Genomic DNA, 19,109 nt, shown 5'->3' with positions numbered 1-19,109 from the left:
CGGTGCCGATCTAGTTCGTCAGATCGGACGGGTCGGTATTCGCACCGCACAGGACCACGCATACCTTTTCGCCCGGTTCGAACCGGTAGGTCAGGTCCGGGCGCTGGTCGTCATTGGTCAACACTGCCAGCGCCGTGGCCGCCGCGTGCTCGACGGCGAGCCGCCGATCGTGCCACAGCGCGCGTCGGGCGGCGATGATCTCATTGTCGGAGACCAGCATTGACCGCACGTTGTAATGCTGCGCGGCGTGTAAGGCCAGCGGCGTGACGCGCCTGGCACCGAGGGAATCGGCGGCGATGGAATCCACTGGCGTGTCCACAACACGCCCGGCCTCGATCGCGGCGTTGAGCGACCTGCAGCGTTCCGGCTCGACCGCCACCGTGCGGACACCGTAATAATCTGCGGCCGTCGCGATTCCGGCGAACAGTCCACCGCCACCGACCGCGACGACAATGGTGTCCAGGCGCGGCAGTTGCCGGTGAATCTCCTCCATCAGCGTGCCGGCGCCGGCGGCGATGAGCGGATTGTCGTAGGCGTGCGACGGTAACGCTCCACTGGTTTCGGCATAGTCCGCGCAAGCCGCGAGGGCATCGGCGTACTCGTCGCCGACCAGCCGCACCTGTGCGCCGTAACCACGTAACCTGTCGACCTTTACCGTTGGCGCGGTGGTCGGCAGGAACACCGTTGCCCGAACACCTTGCTGCCGCGCCGCCCACGCGCACGCCAGCCCCGCGTTTCCGCCGGAGGCGATCGTCACCCCCGCCTCGGGCAGCGTGTCGTCCTCGCGGTGCGCCTGGATGAAATTCTGCGCGCCTCGGGCCTTGAATGTGCCGGTATGCTGCAGGAATTCGAGCGCGAACCACAGCTCGCCGCCGGAATCCGGAGGGTCGGCGGGAGCGAGGGTGATCGGCCGAACCTGACCGGCGACCCGGCCGGCCGCGGCCTTGATGTCGCGATAGGTCAGGTCCATCGCGCTCGCTCCAGCAGCGCGAACAGGTCACGCAAGTGCCGTTGGTAGGCGGCCTCGTCGTATGCCGGGGTGTCGCGCATCGTGAATCCGTGCCGTGCGTTTCGATAGACCACCGAGGTGTATTTCGTTCCGGCGTCATCGAGAGCGCGCTCGAGCAAGCCGATCTTGTCCGGCGGCATAGACGCGTCATGATCGGCGTGCGCGATGAACAGTTCCGCGCTGACGTGTTCGGCGGCGTGATGTGGGCTGGTCGGGTCCTCGGCCTCGGCCAGACGTCCGCCATGGAAACTCGCCGCGACCGTCACTCGATCGCCGAACGTGCCTGCTGTGCGTAAGGCGAGCCGGCCGCCCATGCAGTAACCCGACACGGCCAGTGCGCCCGATGTCACGAACTCCGACGCACTCAACCAGTCGAGATAGGACTTCGCGTCCTGTAGCGCTTTCTCGCCGGTCAGTGCGTGTCGCGCCGGACCGATGGCGGCGAAGAACTCGGCGTGGCCATTCATATTGTCCGGGGCGGGCAGCGGCAGCAGCGGCGCCCGGCCGGACCGATAGAAAATATTCGGTGCCAGCACGGTGAATCCCTGTGCGGCAATGGTTTCCACGATGTCGCGCAACACTGGACGCAGTCCGTACGCATCCATGAACAACAGCAGGCCGGGATGGGCGCGGCCGTCATCGGGGCGAGCGAAATAGGAGTCGGCGGCGCCATCGGATGCGGGAAGGTCGAGGGTCTCGAAAATGACCGGCAACGGCATCGGCGTCCTCCAAATATTCTGGCGGCGGGCGGTGACTCCAGCGCCCCAATGGTGCCCGTGGAGCCAGCATGATCTTAGCTCGCGCTGTCCGACCGACCCGCCGGTGATCGGCCGGTGACGATCAGCGCAGTCGAAACCGCTCGCCCGCATTCCATTTGCGGATAAATTGCCCGATTTTACGCAATGTAGTCTCCGTTCGTCTGAGAAGTTGTCATGCTCTGTTCGATCGCTGATCCATACCGACGCCTGGTGAATGGGCGCGAAGAGAGGTTGACCTGTGAAACTGATCTGGATGGCGGCGCCCGCGCTGGCGGTCGCGGCCGTGTCGGGGTGCTCCGACGGCAAATCATCGACTGCGGCAGTGACATCGACAGTTGCCTCGCCAGCTACCACTGCCCCGGCAGCGAATTCGGAGACGACGGCCGCTGCGCCGAGCGAGGTCCGGGAATCCGATGGTGGGGTGCGGATTACGCTCGGGGAAACCAAAATGGTGGTCGTACCGGCCGATGCGGTCATGGATATCAAGGTGCCCGCCGAGTGGGGATCGGCGGTATCGAGCGTACGCTGCGCGGTAACCGATAGCACCGGAAGAAACGAAGATCTGCGTTCCTCGGACGTGAAGAAACGGGAATCAATCGCGGGTAGTGATTGGCTCACCATTTGGACGTTTTCGTCACCGCCCGCCGCCGAAGTCACCGTCGGCTGCAAAACACCCGACCCGGCCGCCCCTGTTTCCGGCAAGCAGGAAATCCGAGTGGTGCCGCGCGGCCTGAGCCCACAGTGAGTCACGCCTCGGAGGTTGTCGGGCGCTGCGAGGCCGGGGCCGCCGGCGATGACGGTGGCGGCCGGTAGCCTCGGATTGTGGTCGAGGTTATAGCGGCGTGGAGTTACCGCGAGCGGCCGTCGCGATTCGACGGTGCGGTCGTGTGGACGCGCACCGTCGGCCGGGACGATCTCGGTCTGCCGGTATTGCCCGACGGATGTATCGACCTGCTGTGGACCGACGGCACGCTGACGATCGCCGGACCGGACACCACCGCCCATCAGCCCGCCGCACCGGCGGGGACACGGTTCGCGGGTATTCGTTTCTTTCCGGGCACCGCGCCCGCGTTGCTCGGGGTGCCCGCACACGAATTACGTGACCGGCGAATCGATCTCGCGGACATTTGGCCCTCGGCAACGGTGCGGCTGCTCACCGAGCAGGTCAGCGCGGCAGACGACAAGGCCGCCGCGCTCGAGGCGGTGGCGCTGCGGCGGGCGAGCGGGACCGAACCTTCCGACCCGATGCTGCGGCAGATCGTCGCCGCGCTGGATTCGGGCCGGTCGGTGGCGGAGACCGCCGAGGCGGTCGGTCTCGGCGCCCGCCTACTGCACCGCCGGTCGCTGACCGCCTTCGGGTATGGGCCCAAGACGCTGGCGCGGGTGTTGCGCATGCAGCGGGCGCTCGCGGTCGCACGCGCGGGTACGCCGCTGGCAGATACCGCCGCCCGCACCGGCTACGCCGACCAGGCCCACCTCGCTCGTGACGTACGCGAACTCGCCGGAATGCCGTTGCGCGAGTTGCTCACTCGGTAGCCGGAAGCGGCGCGTAGAGGTCGACGCCATTGCCGTCCGGGTCCTTGATCGAGGCATACCGCTGTCCCCATACGGCATCCCATGGTTTCAGCTCACCGTGATAGCCGGCGTCGACCAATTCGGTGAATACCCGGTCGACCTCGGCCGGTTCGGCGCAGCGGAAGGCGAGTGCGGTCCGGCCCGCCGAGGTCGGCGGCTGCCAATCGGGATGGAACGAGGTGACCACCGCTTCGGTATCGAACGCGACTCGCATACCGCCCGTGATGGTGGCTTCGACATGTTGTTCGTTCTCGGCGCCTTCCGGGAAATCCAATCCGAGGCGCCGGTAGAAGCCGACCGAGGCGGCCATATCGCTGACCACGATGCCGATGAAGTCGAGTTGTGGAGTCATATCCGCAGCGTAAGACTCGCCGGAGCGATGGGTCTTGAACAAATCGGACAACCGCCGAGCCGGCAGTTCAGCTCGCGGTGGCCGGAAGTAGCTCGGCGATGAGGTTTTCCACGAGTATGCGAGTCCGGTCGCGGATCGAGCGCACGATGGAGATGTCCTCGCCTGAGGGATCGGGCAGCACCCAGTCGCGGTAGCTGATGCCAGGGAAGAACGGACAGGCATCGCCGCATCCCATGGTGACCACGACATCGGATATTGCCACCGCGTCGATCGTGAGCGGCTTCGGCGCCTGGTCGGAAATATCTATCCCCACCTCGGCCATTGCGGTTACCGCCGCCGGGTTCAAGGTCTCGGCAGGCGTGCTGCCTGCGGACCTGACCTCGATGCGGTCACCGGCGAGCGCGCTGAGGAATCCGGCGGCCATCTGCGACCGGCCCGCATTATGTACGCAGACCAACAGCACGCTGGGCTTGTGAGCCATGTGCGGGAATACCTTTCAACTGGGTGAATCTGTGCGTTGCTGGACGCGGGTCGGGCGTTTGCTGGGTGTACGTTGACGATGCGGGCGGTTCGAGCCGGTCGGGGCGCCGATTCGCCCGCCGTAGTATGAGTCATACGTATACCAGGGGTGGGCGGGTATTCGTTACCAGCCGACCGCGAAACGGGGCGGACAGCGATCGGTCTCAGGCCCGAGAGTCGTTGCAGCGCTTAGAGAATCACCCTAGTTGACCCGGAGGTCGCGATGCTCGCCGCCGTTCGGTACATACGTAAAACGGCGACCTCATATGGGACGCAGGTCGATGATCTTGCGCAGCCGTGCGCGGTCGCGCTCCAGGCGGCGCGCCTCGTAGGCGATCGGGAAGTAGCGCAGGCGTTCCGGTAGTAGCGGCATGGTGCGGCCGATCAGCCCACCCGAGCTCGGCCTCATTCATTATGAGTGAGATATTGAGAGTAATACTCTCTCGTTTCATCGTCGCGTCGAGACCGCGCCTGGAGCGCTACCGGCGCTCGTCAATGCCTGACACGGTGGTAAGTGAATCCGCGTGTGGCAACCATTGAGACAACGATCACGCAATAATTAAACGTGACGAATGCCGATCCCCGGTGTCCATTCGTTGAGCGGTGGAGGAGGTGGGTGTGACCACGACACAGTCGGCGCTCGCGACCCCGCCGGATGACGCGACCCTGGTCAGTCGGGTCCGTGACGGCGATGTGCGGGCGTTCGAGCAGTTGGTGCAGCGCTACCAGGGGCAGATGTTCCGTCTCGCCTCGAAGATGCTCGCCGATCGGGTCGAAGCCGAGGATGTGGTGCAGGAGGTCTTCCTCACCGCGTGGCGCAGGCTGCACCAGCTTGCCGACGACGCCGCGTTCGTCGGCTGGCTGTACCGGATGACGACCAACCGCTGTCTGAACGTGATTCGTGCGCGTCGCCCGAAGGTCGAGCTGGACCTGGACACGGCCGAATCGCCGCGTGCCGACATCAGACCCGACCACGCGGTTCAGGTCAGTACACAAATGGAGGCGCTGAATATCGCGCTACAAGAATTGACGCCCGAGCAGCGGGCGTGCTGGCTGCTGCGCGAAGTGCACGGACTGTCCTACGAGGAGATCGGTGCCATCGTCGCCGTGAGCGTCACTGCGGTGCGTGGCCGCATAGCCAGGGCGCGAGCCCAATTGTCCGAGGTGATGAAGCCATGGCAGTGAACGAAACGACAGAACAGGATTACACGCTGCCCTGCGGCCGCGCGCTCGAACAGGTCTGGGAACGCCTCGACGCGGTCGAGGCGGGGCAAGGCGACGAACACGAGGCGACCTGCCCACACTGCCGCGACGCGCGCGACAGCCTGCTGGCGCTGCGCGCGGCGACCAGGGAGCTGATCGATGAACCCGAACCGACGCCACCGGACCTGGTCGGCCGCATCATGTTCGCGGTCCGGGCGGAGGTTCGGCGCGGTCGGACACTGAGCCTGTCTACGCCGCTGCCCGGCACGGTCGAAATCAGTGAGCAGGCTGTCGCGGCTGTGCTGCGTTATGCGGCGGACTCGGTGCCCGGCGTGCGAGCCAGGCGTTGCCGGGTGCGCGGCGTGGGGACCGGGCCGAACGGCGAGCGGCTGGTCGAGGTGACCCTCGCTGTCGCGGTCCAGTTCGGCGCGACCCGGGTGAGCGAGGCGCTGACTGTCATCCGGGAACGAGTCGCCACGGCGTTGAGTGCGCGAGTCGGGCTGGTCATGCAGAACCTGGATCTCACGGTTGCCGATGTGTACGAAGACAACTCGGAGGGCAAGCCATGACCGAGACCCCGGCATCGGTCACAGTCATCGAAGCGCCGGTGGTGGCCGCCGTGGCCGCCTGGGCCGCGGCGGCCACCACCGGTGTGGTGCGCCTCGAGGCAGGAGTACGCGGTCTGTTCACCACAATGGTGCGGGCCGGCAGGCAACGCTGGACCGACATGGATCCGGCGCCGTCGGAAGGAGTTCGCGTGCGCAGGACCACGAGCGGGGTGCTCAATATCGATATCGATGTGGTCATCGCTGCGGGTACGCACGCGGCCGAGGTGGGCAGGGCGGTACAGCAGCGGGTCGCTGGCGCGGTGCTCGAGCAGACGGGGCAGGCAGTGGACGCGGTGTCTGTCGTGATCCTCGATATCGAGCCGGAGCGAACGTCATGACGGTGGAAGTGAACGCGATGCGGGTATCAGCTCAGGGCGAGATCATCGAGGCGATCATCAATGCGATCGAGTCGATCGACGGGCTGCGCCCCGCGACACCGGTCGGCCCGGCGAACTCGGCCTGGTGGCCGAGCGATGCCAGGAGCTATGCCATCGATCTCGTCGCCTCCGAGGTAGTGGTCCGGTTGGTGGCATCCGCGTTGCCGCTGCCGCCGCTGCTCGCGCACGCAACCACTGCGATTCGGGCAGCGCTCGCCGAAACTGACTGGGCCCGAGCATCATTGCGGTTGGTAGTCGCCGAACTCGATGCGGCGGCCTTCGCGTCAGGAGGACTACCTGGATCATAAATGTTCGACCGTGACGATCGGCTCGATACCGGTGTCGACACCGACGAAGGCTCGATATCCGCTGTATCCCAATGTAAATCAGGAGGAACCATGACCCCGACCACCGGCAACGTGCAGGTGAACGAAAAGACGGCCGCTGGTGAGCAGACTGTGGGCCGCACCGACGCCGCGCCCGCCAAGAAGGACACTGGACTGGTGACCGCCCAGGGCACCACCACCATCGCCGATATCGTAGTACAGAAGGTCGCCGGGCTCGCCGCCCGTGAAGTGCGCGGCGTACACAATCTGGGTGGCGGCGCGGCGCGGGCGTTCGGCGCGATCCGCGACCGCATCCCCGGCGCGTCGGCCAGTATCGGACAGGGTGTTTCGGTCGAGATCGGCGAGACGCAGGCTGCGGTCGATTTGGAGCTGGTCGTCGAATACGGCGTCGCCATCGCCGAATTGGCGCGCGCGGTGCGCCGCAATGTGATCACCGCGATCGAGCAGATGACCGGGCTGGAAGTGGTCGAGGTCAATATCAACATCAACGACGTGTACATCCCGGGTGAGGACGACGACGAATCGTCGACCGCCGTTCCCAGCCGCGTGGTGTAGCAAGCGATTTAGAGCAGAGGAGACCGTCGTGAACGCCACCCAGATTTGTCTGGCCATCGGATTGGCGCTCGGGTTCGCCGGCGCCTTCGGCGGATTCGGCGCCTTCACCATCGTGCTGGTGTTCGCCGCGCTCGGGCTGCTCATCGGGCGGTGGCTCGACGGTGAGCTCGACCTGTCCGGATTGATTCGCTCGGCACAGCAGAAGGGCAAGCGATGACCACGGCGGTCGAAATCGCCGAGGTGGAGTCGCGCGGTGAGACCACGGTGGCCAGGCGCGCGGTGCGCCGGATAGCGGCGCAGGCGGCTCGTGAGGTGGCAGGAGTCGGCGCGGACGTGCAGGTGGACGCCGATGTCACCGGTGCGCACGCCGCACTGGATGTGCGGCTGCCCGTGCACTATCCATCGCCGATCGCCGGGGTGTCCGAGGCGTGTCGCGAGCATCTGGTCCAGCGCACCGCCGAACTCACGGAGCTCGCGGTGAGCAGGGTCGACATTGTGGTGTCGGCGTTGAACTCGGACGCCACCCACCGGAGCGGTCGATGATTCGCAGGCCGCGCCGCGCCGTGCCCGCGATCGTGCTCGCGCTGGTGCTGTTGGCGGCGAGTGTCGCGGTGGTGGTCTCGCTCGTTCAAAAACTGGTTGGCGTACACGAATTCGTCTCCTACGACCGTGTTGCCGACGAGCTGCACGGTCTGACCTGGAACGAGGCGCCGGTGCTTGCCGCCGGAGTGGTGGCGATGGTTATCGGTGTGGTGTTGCTGGTGGTGGCGCTGGTGCCAGGCCGTCCGGTCGTGCTGCCGATGGCGGCCGAGGAGGGAATACACGCCGGATTGACCCGCGCCGGTCTACACGCGGCGCTGCGTCACACGGCGAGCTCCGTCGAGGGGGTGCGCACGGCGCGGGTTCGGTTGCGGCGCAAAGCGGTCAAGATATCGGCAGGTACCGATCGAACCGATGCCGCCGGCCTTGCCGAAGAGGTGTGCGAGGCGGTCACCCGCCGTGTGCACGAACTCGCGCCCGAGCAGGCCCAACGGGTGCGGGCCGCGCTACATACCGCGAAACCTTCGAAGAACTCGCGAATTTCGAAGAAAGGCTCGCTGCGATGAGCCGTATCAATCGCCCGGCCACCGTGAACCGAACCGTGATCGGGTTGACCGGGCTGCTGCTGCTCGCCGCGGGCGGGCTGGCCATTGCCGCGCACTACGGCAGATTGGCGTGGGTGGACGAGGGCCGGACGCTGGTCCCCGGCACCGCCGCACCGCCGACCTGGGTGCTGTGGGCGGCGGTGGCCTGCGCGGTGCTGATCGGCCTACTGTGTCTGCGCTGGTTGATTGCCCAGCTTTTCCGGATGCCGCGTACGGTGACCTGGCAGCTCACCACCGAAAAGTCGGCGGGGGCGACCCTGCTCGAATCTTCGACCGCGGCAGCGCCGGTCGTTGTCGATATCGAAAGCTACGAGGGCGTGCGATCGGCGTCGGCCTGGCTGGCAGGCGCCCGCTGGACCCCCGAGCTGCATCTTGTGGTGACGGCCGAGTTGGATGCCGACCTACCGGAGTTGCGCCGCCACATTCTCGGCCACGCGGTTACGCGGCTGCGGGAGGCGCTGGAAGTTGAGGTCATTCCGGTGACAATGGAGCTGCGATTCGCCGACGAAAAGCGCCCGGCGGCAGAACAACAAACCGCGCGCGTCCACTGAGTGAACCGCCCACCTGAGGATCAGACGCTACCGAGCACGCGGTCCAGGTATGCGTTGCTGAATCGCCCCTTGGGGTCGAAGCGGCGGCGGACTTCGGCGAAACGATCCCAATCCGGGTAGCGCTGCCGCAGCGTCTCGGCGGTTTGGAAATGGCGTTTACCCCAGTGTGGTCGGCCGTTGTAGCGGTCGAAAACCGCTTCGCAGGCACGGAAATACGGTTCGTAGTCCATGCCGCGGTATTGGTGCACCGCGATGTAGCAGGTGTCGCGACCGCCCGCGGGGGAGAGGAAGGCGTCGTCCGGGGCGACCCAGCGCACCTCGATCGGCATCGGTGTATCGAACTGCTTGGACAGTTCCTTGATTTCGCGGATCGCGGCCACCGAGTGTTCGCGTGGGATGGCGTATTCCATCTCGGTGAAGCGAATCAGGCGGGGGGAGGCGAACACTCGGTAGGAGCGGTCCACCTGTCTGCGGTAGCTGCCGGCGTAGGCCGCGCCTCGATGGATCCACGGCACCAGGCCGGGCCGTCGTTTGCCGACCCGGCACAGCGCGTCGAACATGTAGTTGGACATGAGGATATCGGCGAACCAGTCGACGGCCTTCGCGCGTGGTTGTTCCGGTAGATCGGCGGTGTTGTTGCGTTTGGTCATGGCCAGCGGGCTGTGGGCGAACATGTAGAACTCGAAGTGTTCGTTGCCGTCGACATACGAATCCAGGTCGGCCAGTACGTCTTCCACCGCGACCGGTCGCTCGATGCCTTCGAGCACGAACGACGGAACCAGTTGCAGGGTGGCAGCGGTGACGATGCCGAGTGCGCCGAGGCCGATCCGTGCCGCACGCCATCCGTCCGGATCGGTTTCGGCATTCAGTTCCACCCGGCTGCCGTCGGCGAGCATCAGTTCGATGGAATGCAGTGCGGCCGAAAGGTTTTGCAGTGTGGCACCGGTGCCATGGGTGCCGGTTGCGGTGGCGCCCGCGACGGTCTGCACGTCGATGTCGCCGAGGTTGGGAAACGCCAGCCCGTGCGGGTGCAGCGCGTTGCTCGCCGCATTGAGGGTGATGCCCGCTTCGACCCGGACGCGTCCGGTGGTGCGGTCGACGTCGAGGACGCGATTCATGGCGGCCAGGTTCAGGAGCACGCCGTCGGTCAGCACGGTGTCGGTGAATGAATGCCCTGCGCCCGCCACGCGCACGGTCTGCTCGGACGCGCCGCACCGGGCGAGGATTTCGGCCACTTCCTCGGCGCTGCGCGGGGCGGCGATGGTCGCCGGGGCGCAGTGTTGATCGCCGGCCCAGTTCACCCACGAGTTGGTCATATGTCCAACATTAAGGTAAGTGTCTGACCAGCGCTACCTTTGTCCCGGTTTTTGCGTTACCTTCTGCGGCCCGAGCAGGCATAGGTCTTGGCGAGTTCGACCTCGTCATCGGTCAGCGGGGGAACCGTCAGCGGCTGACGGGGCGTGGAATCCGCGCGTACTCCATTGAGCGCTATCGCCATGTAGCGTTGCCAGGCGTCCGGGTTCACCGGCCTGGAGAATTCAGCGAGTCCGTCGACCATGTGAATCAGGGCGAAGAAGTCCGTACCCTGCACGTCGGGTGCGAGTGTGCCCGCGGCGCGGGCGCGGTTGATGACGGCCGCCACGATGGGCGTGAGCCGATCGCGGATCGCGGCGAAACGCTCCATATCGTTCTCGAGCTCGAGCATCACGTCGCTGAAGCCGCGGTTGGTCGCCAGGTGCCTGCACGCGTATTCGAAGAACTGAACGAGTCCCTGCCAAGGGTCTGGATGCCGTTGTGCGGCGTCGGCGGCCTCGACGAACTCGGTCATGTTCTGCTCGAAGGCCTCGGCGATCAATTCTTTTTTATTGGCGAAGCGTCGATAGACGGTACCGACACCGACACCGGCGCGTTCGGCGACGTCATCCAGGGTGATTTCGAGACCGTGTTCGGCGAAGAGTTCGCGTGCCGCGGCGACGATTCGTTGCTGATTGCGTGCTGCGTCCGCCCGCAGGCGCCGAGGTGGAGAGAGGGCCGTGGCGTGATTCACACCCATATCCTAACAAGTATCGGGATTAAGCGGAGGCATTGCCTCCGTTATCATGGTAGCTTCTTTTCGTAAGCGGAGGCGGGTTCTCCGCATCAAGCCTTAATACAAAGGGGACAGTATGACTACGGCAACTGACCGTGGGGCACCCGCCCCCGAATTAATAGATAGCCGCAAGCGGGGATCGCACGCGTTGCGTTGGTGGGTCCTTGCCGTCCTCGGTGTCGCTCAACTGATGGTGGTGCTCGACGCGACTGTAGTGAACATCGCACTGCCCGCCGCGCAGCAAGATCTCGGCTTCAGTGACGGCGACCGGCAGTGGGTGGTTACCGGCTACGCGCTGGCCTTCGGCAGCCTACTGTTGCTCGGCGGGCGACTCAGCGACCTTTTCGGCCGCCGTAATACCTTCATCATCGGCCTGATCGGATTCGCGGGCGCCTCCGCCGTCGGTGGCGCGGCAAACAGCTTCGAAATGCTCGTCGCCGCTCGAATCGGGCAGGGCGTGTTCGGCGCGCTGCTGGCACCGGCGGCGCTGTCGCTGCTGACGGTCACCTTCACCGAACCCAAGGAGCGGGCCAAGGCATTCGGAATATTCGGTGCGGTCGCCGGTACCGGCGGCGCCATCGGGCTGCTGCTGGGCGGCATGCTCACCGAGTGGGCGTCCTGGCGCTGGGTGATGTTCGTCAACCTCGCCTTCGCGGCGGTCGCGCTGGTCGGCGCGCTGCTGTTGCTTGCCAAGCACACCGTCACCGAACGGCCCAAGCTCGATATCCCGGGCACGGTGGTTGTGACGGCGGCACTGTTCGGCATCGTCTACGGCTTCTCCCACGCCGAGTCGACGAGTTGGACCAACCCGGCCACCCTGGCCTTCCTGTTCGGCGGCGCCGCGTTGCTCGCGGTCTTCGTGGTGCTGGAGACCCGGGTCGCGCACCCGCTGCTCCCACTGCGGATCGTGCTGGACCGGACCAGGGGCGCGTCGTTCCTCACCGTGTTCGTCATGGGCATCGGAATGTTCGCCATCTTCTTGTTCCTGACCTACTACATGCAGTTGAGCATGGGGTACTCGCCGATCAAGACGGGCCTGGCCTTCCTGCCGATGGTCGCGGGCATGGTCGTTTCCTCGACCATGGTGCCCTCGCTGCTGTTGCCCAGGATCGGGCCCAAGATCGCGGTGAGCGCCGGGTTCCTGGTGGCGGCGGTCGGCATGGCATGGCTGACCCAGCTCGATCTGCGGAGCGGATACGCCACCCATATCCTGCCCGCACTGATCCTGCTCGGCCTCGGTCTCGGTGGTGCGATGTCGACCGCCTTCCAGGGTGCGACGGCAGGCGTGGGCCATGACGACGCCGGTGTCGCCTCGGCGATGATCAACACCAGCCAGCAGGTCGGCGGTTCCATCGGCACGGCTCTGCTGAGCACTATCGCCGCGACCGCCGCCAGCGACTACCTGTCCACCCGGCAGCCGGACCCACTGGCCGTCGCACAGGCCGCGGTCGAGAGCTATACGACCAGCTTCTGGTGGGCCACCGCGATTTTCGTCGCCGGTGCCGCATTGATAGCGGTGCTGATGCCGAACACGGTGCCCGCACCCGCGGAAGGTGAACCGGTGCTCGCGCACTGAGATATCTCGAACGGCACAACGCCCGCGTCCTTTCGGCGCGGGCGTTGTGCCGTACCGGCGGCTGCCAGACGGTTGCTGCCGCCGACCCGCCGCCCTGTCGTGCGAGTTCGGTGCGGTTGGTCCCAGCGCTGTCCCGGACGACCGCGCCGCGCGGGAGAACCGATAGCATTGCGCTGGTGGCATTCGGGTCGGCAGGAGGTCAGCAGATGGGGAAGCAGACCCAGGCCCCGGCCATCGATCCCATGGTTTTGCTGGTGATCTCGGTCGGCGGGATGATCGGCGCGCTGCTGCGTTATGGCCTCGGCGTGTGGTGGCCGCCGCGGCCGGGGCATGTCCCCTGGTCGACGTTCACGATCAACGTCATGGGATGCTGTGCGATCGGAATTTTGATGGTTCTGATTACCGATGTATGGGTAGCCCACAGACTGCTCCGCCCGTTCCTCGGTATCGGCCTGCTCGGCGGATTCACCACTTTCTCCACCTATAGCCTCGAGATTCGTAGACTGCTCGAATCGGGTGCCACGGTTGCCGCGCTCGGCTATCTGGGGGGCACGGTGGTGGCGGCGCTGCTGGCGGTCGTGCTCGGTATGAGTGTTGCGCGATGGGCGACCGGAACGGCACGGCGGACATGACGACACGACGGAAGGGGGCCATGTGATGAGTCATTCATCATCGGAAGGCGCGAGTCCGACGGCGGGACAGTGGAAGCCGGCGGGGCGATTGACGGTCTTGCTCGACGAGGACGACAAATGGCGCCACGGCCCCCTCTACCACGAGATCGTGCGCCGGGCTCGCGACGCGGGGCTGGCCGGTGCCAGTGTGTGGCGCGGAGTCGAGGGCTACGGCGCATCCTCGCGTATCCACACCAGTCGCATTCTGGATCTGGCCGAGCACCTGCCCGTGATGGTGATGGTCGTCGACGAGTCCGCGCGCCTGCGCGAGTTCGTCGAACACAATGCCGACGCGCTCGCCCCGGTGAATGTGGTCCTGTCGGAGGTCGAGGTCTGGCAGTCGGGTGTGGAGGCGCGTCGATGAACGTTGTCCTCGTCGCGCTCGGCGCGATGCTCGGGGCGCCCGCCCGATACCTCGTAGATCGTGCTGTCGCAGCACGTTTCGAATCTTTGCTGCCCGTGGGGACGTTGACCGTTAACATTGTCGGTTCGGCGTTGCTCGGCGGTCTGGTCGGCGCGGGCGCGAACAGTTGGCTGCTTACCGCTGCGGGAACGGGTTTCTGCGGTGCGCTCACCACGTTCAGCACCTTCGGGTACGAGACGATCAGGCTGGTTGCCGACGGCGCCTACGCTTATGCCGTCGGCAACGTCGTAATCAGCGTTATCGCCTGCCTGATCGCTGTCTTCGCCGCTGCGTCCGCGACCCATTGGTTGTGGACATGATTTTGATGACGAGCCGGGCGCAGCCAATCCGGAAGGGAGCCCCGAGCATGGCCCATGATCGAGCCGGGCGCCCCGCGCGACCCACCGACCTGGAGGACATCGCACAACTGGTGACGGCTTACTACAGCCGTATCCCGGATCCGCAGGATCCGGCCCAGCTGGTGGCCTTCGGTACCTCCGGGCATCGGGGATCGAGTCTGGACACCGCGTTCAACGAGGCCCACATCCTCGCGATCACGCAAGCGATCATCGAGTATCGCGCCACCCGTGGCATCACCGGTCCGGTGTATCTGGCCAGGGATACGCACGCGCTGTCCGAGCCCGCGTGGACCACAGCCCTGGAGGTGCTGGCCGCCAACGACGTGACCGCGATCATCGATGCCCGTGACCGCTACACCCCGACGCCGGCACTGAGTCACGCTGTGCTGCGCCACAATCGCGGTGGCACCAAGCATCAGGCCGACGGAATCGTGGTGACGCCGTCGCACAATCCGCCGCGCGACGGTGGCTTCAAATACAACCCGCCACACGGCGGGCCGGCCGACACCGTCGCCACCGACGCCATCGCCGCGCGCGCCAACGAACTGCTACGCGGCGGGCTGGCGGACATCCGGCGTACCACATTGCGCAACGCGCTGGAGACCAGCGTCGAACGCTACGACTATCTCGACCACTACATCGCCGACCTGCCGAATGTATTGAACCTGGACGCTATTCGTGGTGCGGGCATTCGGCTCGGTGCCGACCCGATGGGCGGTGCGAGCGTCGACTATTGGGAGGAGATCGGACAGCGTTACGACCTGGAGCTCGAGGTCGTCAACCCGTTCGTCGATCCGACCTGGCGGTTCATGACCCTCGACAGTGACGGCAAGATCCGGATGGATCCGTCCTCGCGCTATGCGATGGCGTCGCTGATCGCGATCAAGGACGACTACGACATCTCCACCGGCAACGACGCCGACGCCGACCGGCACGGCATCGTCACCCCCGATGGTGGCCTGATGAACCCGAACCATTTCCTCGCCGTCGCCATCGAATACCTGGTCGCGAACAGGATGGGCTGGGACGCGCTGACCAAGATCGGCAAGACGGTGGTGACGTCGTCGATGATCGACCGGGTGGTCGGCGTGCTCGGCCGTGACGTGCATGAGGTGCCGGTCGGGTTCAAATGGTTCGTGCCCGGATTATTCAGTGGCAGCCTGGCTTTCGGCGGTGAGGAGAGTGCGGGCGCGTCGTTCCTGCGGATGGACGGCACAGTGTGGACCACCGACAAGGACGGCCTGCTGCTGGCACTGTTAGCCGCCGAGATCGCGGCGGTCACCGGACAAAGTCCCTCGGCCAGGTATGTGGAGTTGGAACGGCGCTACGGCAGCCCGGCCTACGCGCGGATCGACGCCGCCGCCACCACCGCGCAAAAGGAGCGGCTGGCGAAGCTGACGCCGGACATGATCCAGACCGAGGAGATCGGCGGCGAGCCCATTACCGCTGTGCTCACCCGCGCAAGAGGCAATGGCGCCGCGCTCGGCGGGCTGAAGGTAACCACCGAGAACGCCTGGTTCGCGGCACGTCCATCAGGGACCGAGGACAAATACAAGATCTATGCGGAGTCATTCCACGGCGCCGAGCATCTGGCGCAGGTGCAGTCGGCCGCGGAGGAGATGGTCGGGCAGGCGCTGTCGGGTGAGTAGTAGATCCATCGCATCCGATAGCCCCGTCGTCACGGATCGATCCTTCCGGCTGCCCATCGAGATTTGGGTGCTTGTGGGTGCCGCGTTCGTCATCGCCATCGGCTTCGGGCTGGTCGCACCGGTATTGCCGCAATTCGCTCGCAGTTTCGGCGTCGGTGTGGCGGCGGCCTCGGCGATCATCAGTACGTTCGCGTTGATGCGGCTGCTGTTCGCACCGGTGAGCGGGCGGCTGGTGCAGCGGCTCGGTGAGCGTTCGGTGTATTTGAGCGGATTGCTGATCGTCGCGGTGTCGACGGGCGCGAGCGCGCTGGCCCAAAGTTATTGGCAGCTGCTGGTTCTGCGCTCGATCGGCGGTATCGGATCGACCATGTTCACCGTTTCCTCGCTGGCGCTCGTCATCCGATTGTCGCCGCCCGCCCAGCGTGGCCGAGTGTCGGGGCTGTGGTCGACGAGCTTCCTGATCGGCTCGGTGAGCGGGCCGCTGGTCGGTGGCGTCCTGGCCGGGCTCGGATTGCGTGCGCCGTTCGTCATCTACATGATCGCGCTGCTCGCGGCCACCTTCGCCGTGTATCTGAGCCTCCGCAATTCACATCTGGCCGCGCCGGAAGCGACCGGTGCCGCACGGGTGATGACCTTCCGGCAGGGTTGGGCGCGACTGGAATACCGTGCGGTGCTGTGGTCGAATTTCGCCAACGGTGCGGCGGTTTTCGGCGTTCGAATGGCGTTGGTGCCGTTGCTCGTTGTCGAGGTGCTGCATCGGCCGCCGGGAATGGCGGGTGTCGCGCTGACGGTGTTCGCGGCCGGAAATGTCGCGGTGCTGTTCGCGTCCGGCAGGCTCTCGGACCGCTGGGGCCGCAGGCCGTTCCTGATCGTCGGATCGCTGGTCTGCGCGGTCGGCACGATCGGGCTCGGCTTCGCACCGAATCTGATCTGGCTGCTGGTCGGCTCGGCGGTGGCTGGTGTCGGCTCCGGGATGCTGACCCCCAGTCAACAGGCGGCCCTCGCCGACATCATCGGGCCGAACGCGCGCGGCGGGCCGGTACTGGCCGGCTTCCAAATGGCTGCCGATCTCGGCACGGTCATCGGACCGATTGTGATAGGTGCTCTGGCGCAACGGGTTTCCTACGGAATCGCTTTCACCGTCACCGGAGCGCTGCTCATCGTCGCGGCACTGGTGTGGCTGCTCATGCCGGAGCCATCGCGACGCCGAGCAGTAGCCACCGCTACCGGCGGGGTGAGCGCCGCGCCTTGCGACGACGGCGAATACCAGCTCGCGCATCGCGCTGCTACGTCCTGCGGCCCCGATGACCGTGATTGTCCGTCCGATGACGCGGGGCACGCCCGGGTCCGCTGATCGCCGCCCGCACCCGGCACTACTCGGCCCGGCGCGTTGCGGCAGAGTATCTCGGGTGAGCCAATCGCGTTCGAACTACACTCCGCGGCCGATGTCGAACAAGACCACCTACGCTCTCGGGGCCGTGGCGGTGGTGCTCATCGCCGTGATCGTGATACTGGCGATGCGATGGGGGCGAGGCGAGCCCGCACCACGCAACGACGGGTACGGGCCGGTACGCAATCCGTCCGTGGTCGCGGTGCTCGCGCCCGACGGCGCGATCCTCGTCGGTCGCCCGGACGCGGCGAAAACGGTCGACGTGTACGAGGACCCGTTGTGCCCAGGATGCGGGTCGATGGAGCGCATCCACGGTCAGGAGATCGCGCAGTTGCAGGATGAGGGCAAGCTCGCCGTTCGCTATCACCTGGTGAACTTCCTGGAATCCAAGTCGCCCAGCAAGGACTACTCCACCCGTGCCATCGCGGCGAACGAATGCGTGGCGGAAGCGGGTTCGGGCCCGGTGTACTCGAAATTCCATGAGCTGGTGTTCGCCACCAAGCAGCCCACCGAAGGCGGCGCTGATCTCAGCAACGCCGAACTCGCGGATGTGGCGCGGGAAGCCGGCGCGTCCGAGCAGGTGCAGCAGTGCATTTCCGGCGGCGCCAAGGTCGATGCGGCCCGGGCGAACGCTCAGGTCGCTCTCGGCAGGCTGAATGAGTTGCTCAATGGTCGTGCGAGTACGCCCTCGGCGTTCGACGGCCAGTCGAAGCTCGACGTCAATAATGAGGAATGGGTAGCCGACCTGACGCGCTGAGCTCTCGAATCGACTAGCGTCGTACGTGTGGCAACCCTGGATGATGCGGCCAAGCATGCCTTACGGCTACCCGAGGTCGTCGAGGGCCTGCGCTACGACAATCGGACCTGGTCGGTGGCAGGCAAAGCCTTTGCGTGGGAACGCCCGTTCAGCAAGGCAGACATCAAGCGATTCGGTGACATACCACCGCGCGAAGGACCGATCATCGCGGTCCGCCTGGCCGACCTCAACGACAAAGAGGCTGTCCTGGCCGAAGATCGCCCAGGCGTATTCACCATCCCGCACTTCGACGGCTACGCCGCCGTCCTCATCGAATTGGACGCCACCACCCCAGAAGTCCTGCATGAACTGATCGAAGACGGCTGGTTGGCCTGTGCCCCACTACGTCTCGCCGAGGTCTACCACAACGGCAGTTGACGCCGGATCGGGCGGGCGACGGCGCCGCCCGATCCGGCCCGTCCTAATCGGTTGGCAGCGTGGCGAGCTCGCGCTCGACTCGCCGGTCATGCTCCGCGGCCGCAGCCGCCGCCTTCTTCGGGCTCCAATGCCCGGCCATCAGGAAGACGAACGGTATGAACGCGATCTGGGCGATCAGGCAGATCCACCACCACAGCTTCCATTGGCCGGGTGAATCGGCCTGAGCTCGCTGCACCTCGGTGGCGTGTTCGGCCAGGTAGGACTGATCCGCAGCGGGGATGGTTCCGACGCTCTGTAGCTTCGAAGTCGCCTGCGTGAGTTGGGGTCCCACCTTCGCGGCGACCGCCAGATCGGCAGGCGGTATCTGCTGGACCGCGGTCAAACGGGCGATTGCCTGGTCCGGCGGAATGCCGAACTTCTTCGCCACCTGCCCGACCGCCGCGAGCCCGTTATTCGTGTCGCCCGGATCGGCCGCGAGTGTGGCCAGGGTGGCAGGCTCGATGGCCTGCAAGGTCGCAACCTCCTGCGGATACTTCGTAGTGAGTCCGATGGTCGTCTGTATTTCGGCGGGCGTCGCACCGGTGAGCTTCGTCAATGCGGTGAGTTGTGTGTCCGGGTCGTTGGGGTCGGCTTTCAGTGCCGCAAGGGTTTCCGGGCCGACCTGTTGGATGGTCGCCAGTTGCGGTCCGAATTCGTGCTGGATTTCCTGCAACCGGGGACCGTAATTGACCAGCGGACCGGCGGCATTGACCACCAGCAGCAAACCGAACAACACCAGGGTTACGACACCGCGCAGGGT

At 65.8% G+C, this 19,109-nt stretch carries 26 protein-coding genes and 1 pseudogene; 19 read left to right on the top strand and 8 right to left on the bottom strand.

What is annotated here, in order from left to right:
- Positions 1 to 10: 10 nt before the first annotated feature.
- Both LKE06_RS00135 and LKE06_RS00130 read right to left on the bottom strand, forming a co-directional pair.
- Positions 11 to 970 (bottom strand): threonine/serine dehydratase, encoded by a 960-nt coding sequence (locus LKE06_RS00135; RefSeq protein ID WP_227996046.1) that lies wholly within the window; start codon positions 968 to 970, stop codon positions 11 to 13.
- On the bottom strand, positions 961 to 1,728 hold the full coding sequence (locus tag LKE06_RS00130) for a dienelactone hydrolase family protein (protein WP_227996045.1): 768 nt from the start codon (positions 1,726 to 1,728) through the stop codon (positions 961 to 963). The genes LKE06_RS00135 and LKE06_RS00130 overlap by 10 nt, the downstream gene beginning before the upstream one ends.
- Positions 1,729 to 2,005: 277 nt before the next feature.
- On the opposite strand from LKE06_RS00130, the gene LKE06_RS00125 reads away from it, so the two are divergent.
- Together LKE06_RS00125 and LKE06_RS32845 are read left to right on the top strand one after the other, a co-directional pair.
- The gene (locus LKE06_RS00125; RefSeq protein ID WP_227996043.1) at positions 2,006 to 2,512 is read left to right on the top strand and encodes a hypothetical protein; all 507 of its coding nucleotides are present in this window, start codon (positions 2,006 to 2,008) and stop codon (positions 2,510 to 2,512) included.
- A gap of 77 nt (positions 2,513 to 2,589) precedes the next feature.
- Positions 2,590 to 3,303 carry a helix-turn-helix domain-containing protein gene (locus LKE06_RS32845; RefSeq protein ID WP_227996041.1) on the top strand — a complete coding sequence of 238 codons (714 nt, stop codon included), beginning with the start codon at positions 2,590 to 2,592 and terminating at the stop codon, positions 3,301 to 3,303.
- Here LKE06_RS32845 and LKE06_RS00115 read toward each other — a convergent pair.
- From LKE06_RS00115 to LKE06_RS00105, 3 genes are all read right to left on the bottom strand, one after another.
- Complete coding sequence (locus LKE06_RS00115; RefSeq protein ID WP_227996039.1) at positions 3,293 to 3,694, bottom strand: VOC family protein; 402 nt, start codon at positions 3,692 to 3,694, stop codon at positions 3,293 to 3,295. The genes LKE06_RS32845 and LKE06_RS00115 overlap by 11 nt on opposite strands.
- A 67-nt stretch (positions 3,695 to 3,761) precedes the next feature.
- Positions 3,762 to 4,175 (bottom strand): arsenate reductase ArsC, encoded by a 414-nt coding sequence (locus LKE06_RS00110; protein WP_227996037.1) that lies wholly within the window; start codon positions 4,173 to 4,175, stop codon positions 3,762 to 3,764.
- 300 nt (positions 4,176 to 4,475) lie between these two features.
- Entirely contained in the window at positions 4,476 to 4,622 is a 147-nt protein-coding gene (locus LKE06_RS00105) for a hypothetical protein (RefSeq protein WP_227996035.1), read from the bottom strand.
- A gap of 209 nt (positions 4,623 to 4,831) precedes the next feature.
- On the opposite strand from LKE06_RS00105, the gene LKE06_RS00100 reads away from it, so the two are divergent.
- From LKE06_RS00100 to LKE06_RS00060, 9 genes are all read left to right on the top strand, one after another.
- Positions 4,832 to 5,398 carry an RNA polymerase sigma factor gene (locus LKE06_RS00100; protein ID WP_227996033.1) on the top strand — a complete coding sequence of 189 codons (567 nt, stop codon included), beginning with the start codon at positions 4,832 to 4,834 and terminating at the stop codon, positions 5,396 to 5,398.
- On the top strand, positions 5,389 to 5,985 hold the full coding sequence (locus LKE06_RS00095; RefSeq protein WP_227996031.1) for an anti-sigma factor family protein: 597 nt from the start codon (positions 5,389 to 5,391) through the stop codon (positions 5,983 to 5,985). The genes LKE06_RS00100 and LKE06_RS00095 overlap by 10 nt, the downstream gene beginning before the upstream one ends.
- A complete protein-coding gene (locus tag LKE06_RS00090; protein ID WP_227996029.1) occupies positions 5,982 to 6,362 on the top strand; it encodes an Asp23/Gls24 family envelope stress response protein in 381 nt (126 codons plus the stop codon). Before LKE06_RS00095 ends, LKE06_RS00090 begins: the two co-directional genes overlap by 4 nt.
- Positions 6,359 to 6,709, top strand: coding sequence for a hypothetical protein (locus tag LKE06_RS00085; protein WP_227996027.1), 351 nt, complete (start codon positions 6,359 to 6,361; stop codon positions 6,707 to 6,709). Before LKE06_RS00090 ends, LKE06_RS00085 begins: the two co-directional genes overlap by 4 nt.
- A 90-nt stretch (positions 6,710 to 6,799) precedes the next feature.
- The gene (locus LKE06_RS00080) at positions 6,800 to 7,303 is read left to right on the top strand and encodes an Asp23/Gls24 family envelope stress response protein (protein WP_227996025.1); all 504 of its coding nucleotides are present in this window, start codon (positions 6,800 to 6,802) and stop codon (positions 7,301 to 7,303) included.
- A gap of 28 nt (positions 7,304 to 7,331) precedes the next feature.
- The gene (locus LKE06_RS00075; protein ID WP_227996023.1) at positions 7,332 to 7,520 is read left to right on the top strand and encodes a hypothetical protein; all 189 of its coding nucleotides are present in this window, start codon (positions 7,332 to 7,334) and stop codon (positions 7,518 to 7,520) included.
- A complete protein-coding gene (locus tag LKE06_RS00070) occupies positions 7,517 to 7,846 on the top strand; it encodes an Asp23/Gls24 family envelope stress response protein (protein WP_227996021.1) in 330 nt (109 codons plus the stop codon). Before LKE06_RS00075 ends, LKE06_RS00070 begins: the two co-directional genes overlap by 4 nt.
- The gene (locus LKE06_RS00065) at positions 7,843 to 8,409 is read left to right on the top strand and encodes a DUF6286 domain-containing protein (protein ID WP_227996020.1); all 567 of its coding nucleotides are present in this window, start codon (positions 7,843 to 7,845) and stop codon (positions 8,407 to 8,409) included. Before LKE06_RS00070 ends, LKE06_RS00065 begins: the two co-directional genes overlap by 4 nt.
- Positions 8,406 to 8,999, top strand: coding sequence for an Asp23/Gls24 family envelope stress response protein (locus tag LKE06_RS00060; RefSeq protein WP_227996018.1), 594 nt, complete (start codon positions 8,406 to 8,408; stop codon positions 8,997 to 8,999). Before LKE06_RS00065 ends, LKE06_RS00060 begins: the two co-directional genes overlap by 4 nt.
- 20 nt (positions 9,000 to 9,019) lie before the next feature.
- Here LKE06_RS00060 and LKE06_RS00055 read toward each other — a convergent pair whose 3' ends face one another.
- Together LKE06_RS00055 and LKE06_RS00050 are read right to left on the bottom strand one after the other, a co-directional pair.
- Complete coding sequence (locus tag LKE06_RS00055) at positions 9,020 to 10,315, bottom strand: D-arabinono-1,4-lactone oxidase (protein WP_227996016.1); 1,296 nt, start codon at positions 10,313 to 10,315, stop codon at positions 9,020 to 9,022.
- A gap of 56 nt (positions 10,316 to 10,371) precedes the next feature.
- Entirely contained in the window at positions 10,372 to 11,052 is a 681-nt protein-coding gene (locus tag LKE06_RS00050; RefSeq protein WP_227996014.1) for a TetR/AcrR family transcriptional regulator, read from the bottom strand.
- Between the two features lie 112 nt (positions 11,053 to 11,164).
- On the opposite strand from LKE06_RS00050, the gene LKE06_RS00045 reads away from it, so the two are divergent.
- The 8 genes from LKE06_RS00045 (at position 11,165) to LKE06_RS00010 (ending at position 18,310) form a co-directional block, all read left to right on the top strand.
- A complete protein-coding gene (locus tag LKE06_RS00045; protein WP_227996012.1) occupies positions 11,165 to 12,664 on the top strand; it encodes an MFS transporter in 1,500 nt (499 codons plus the stop codon).
- 206 nt (positions 12,665 to 12,870) lie between these two features.
- Complete coding sequence (gene crcB / locus LKE06_RS00040; protein WP_227996010.1) at positions 12,871 to 13,296, top strand: fluoride efflux transporter CrcB; 426 nt, start codon at positions 12,871 to 12,873, stop codon at positions 13,294 to 13,296.
- Positions 13,297 to 13,321: 25 nt separating this feature from the next.
- Entirely contained in the window at positions 13,322 to 13,699 is a 378-nt protein-coding gene (locus LKE06_RS00035; protein WP_227996008.1) for a DUF190 domain-containing protein, read from the top strand.
- Entirely contained in the window at positions 13,696 to 14,058 is a 363-nt protein-coding gene (gene crcB, locus LKE06_RS00030; protein WP_227996006.1) for a fluoride efflux transporter CrcB, read from the top strand. Before LKE06_RS00035 ends, crcB (LKE06_RS00030) begins: the two co-directional genes overlap by 4 nt.
- A 47-nt stretch (positions 14,059 to 14,105) precedes the next feature.
- Positions 14,106 to 15,746, top strand: coding sequence for a phosphoglucomutase (alpha-D-glucose-1,6-bisphosphate-dependent) (gene pgm, locus LKE06_RS00025; RefSeq protein WP_227996004.1), 1,641 nt, complete (start codon positions 14,106 to 14,108; stop codon positions 15,744 to 15,746).
- The gene (locus LKE06_RS00020; protein ID WP_227996002.1) at positions 15,739 to 17,100 is read left to right on the top strand and encodes an MFS transporter; all 1,362 of its coding nucleotides are present in this window, start codon (positions 15,739 to 15,741) and stop codon (positions 17,098 to 17,100) included. Before pgm ends, LKE06_RS00020 begins: the two co-directional genes overlap by 8 nt.
- 91 nt (positions 17,101 to 17,191) lie before the next feature.
- Entirely contained in the window at positions 17,192 to 17,893 is a 702-nt protein-coding gene (locus tag LKE06_RS00015) for a DsbA family protein (RefSeq protein ID WP_227996000.1), read from the top strand.
- Between the two features lie 27 nt (positions 17,894 to 17,920).
- Positions 17,921 to 18,310, top strand: coding sequence for an MmcQ/YjbR family DNA-binding protein (locus LKE06_RS00010; protein WP_227995998.1), 390 nt, complete (start codon positions 17,921 to 17,923; stop codon positions 18,308 to 18,310).
- A 43-nt stretch (positions 18,311 to 18,353) separates the two neighbouring features.
- Here the strand turns inward: LKE06_RS00010 and LKE06_RS00005 are convergent.
- Positions 18,354 to 19,109: pseudogene (locus tag LKE06_RS00005) on the bottom strand (MFS transporter); the annotation flags it as partial.

Origin of the sequence: Nocardia australiensis (assembly GCF_020733705.1) — a bacterium.
GTDB lineage: Bacteria > Actinomycetota > Actinomycetes > Mycobacteriales > Mycobacteriaceae > Nocardia > Nocardia australiensis.
Note: the sequence above shows the minus strand (reverse complement) of the source record. Positions and strands in the feature narration are given on the sequence as shown.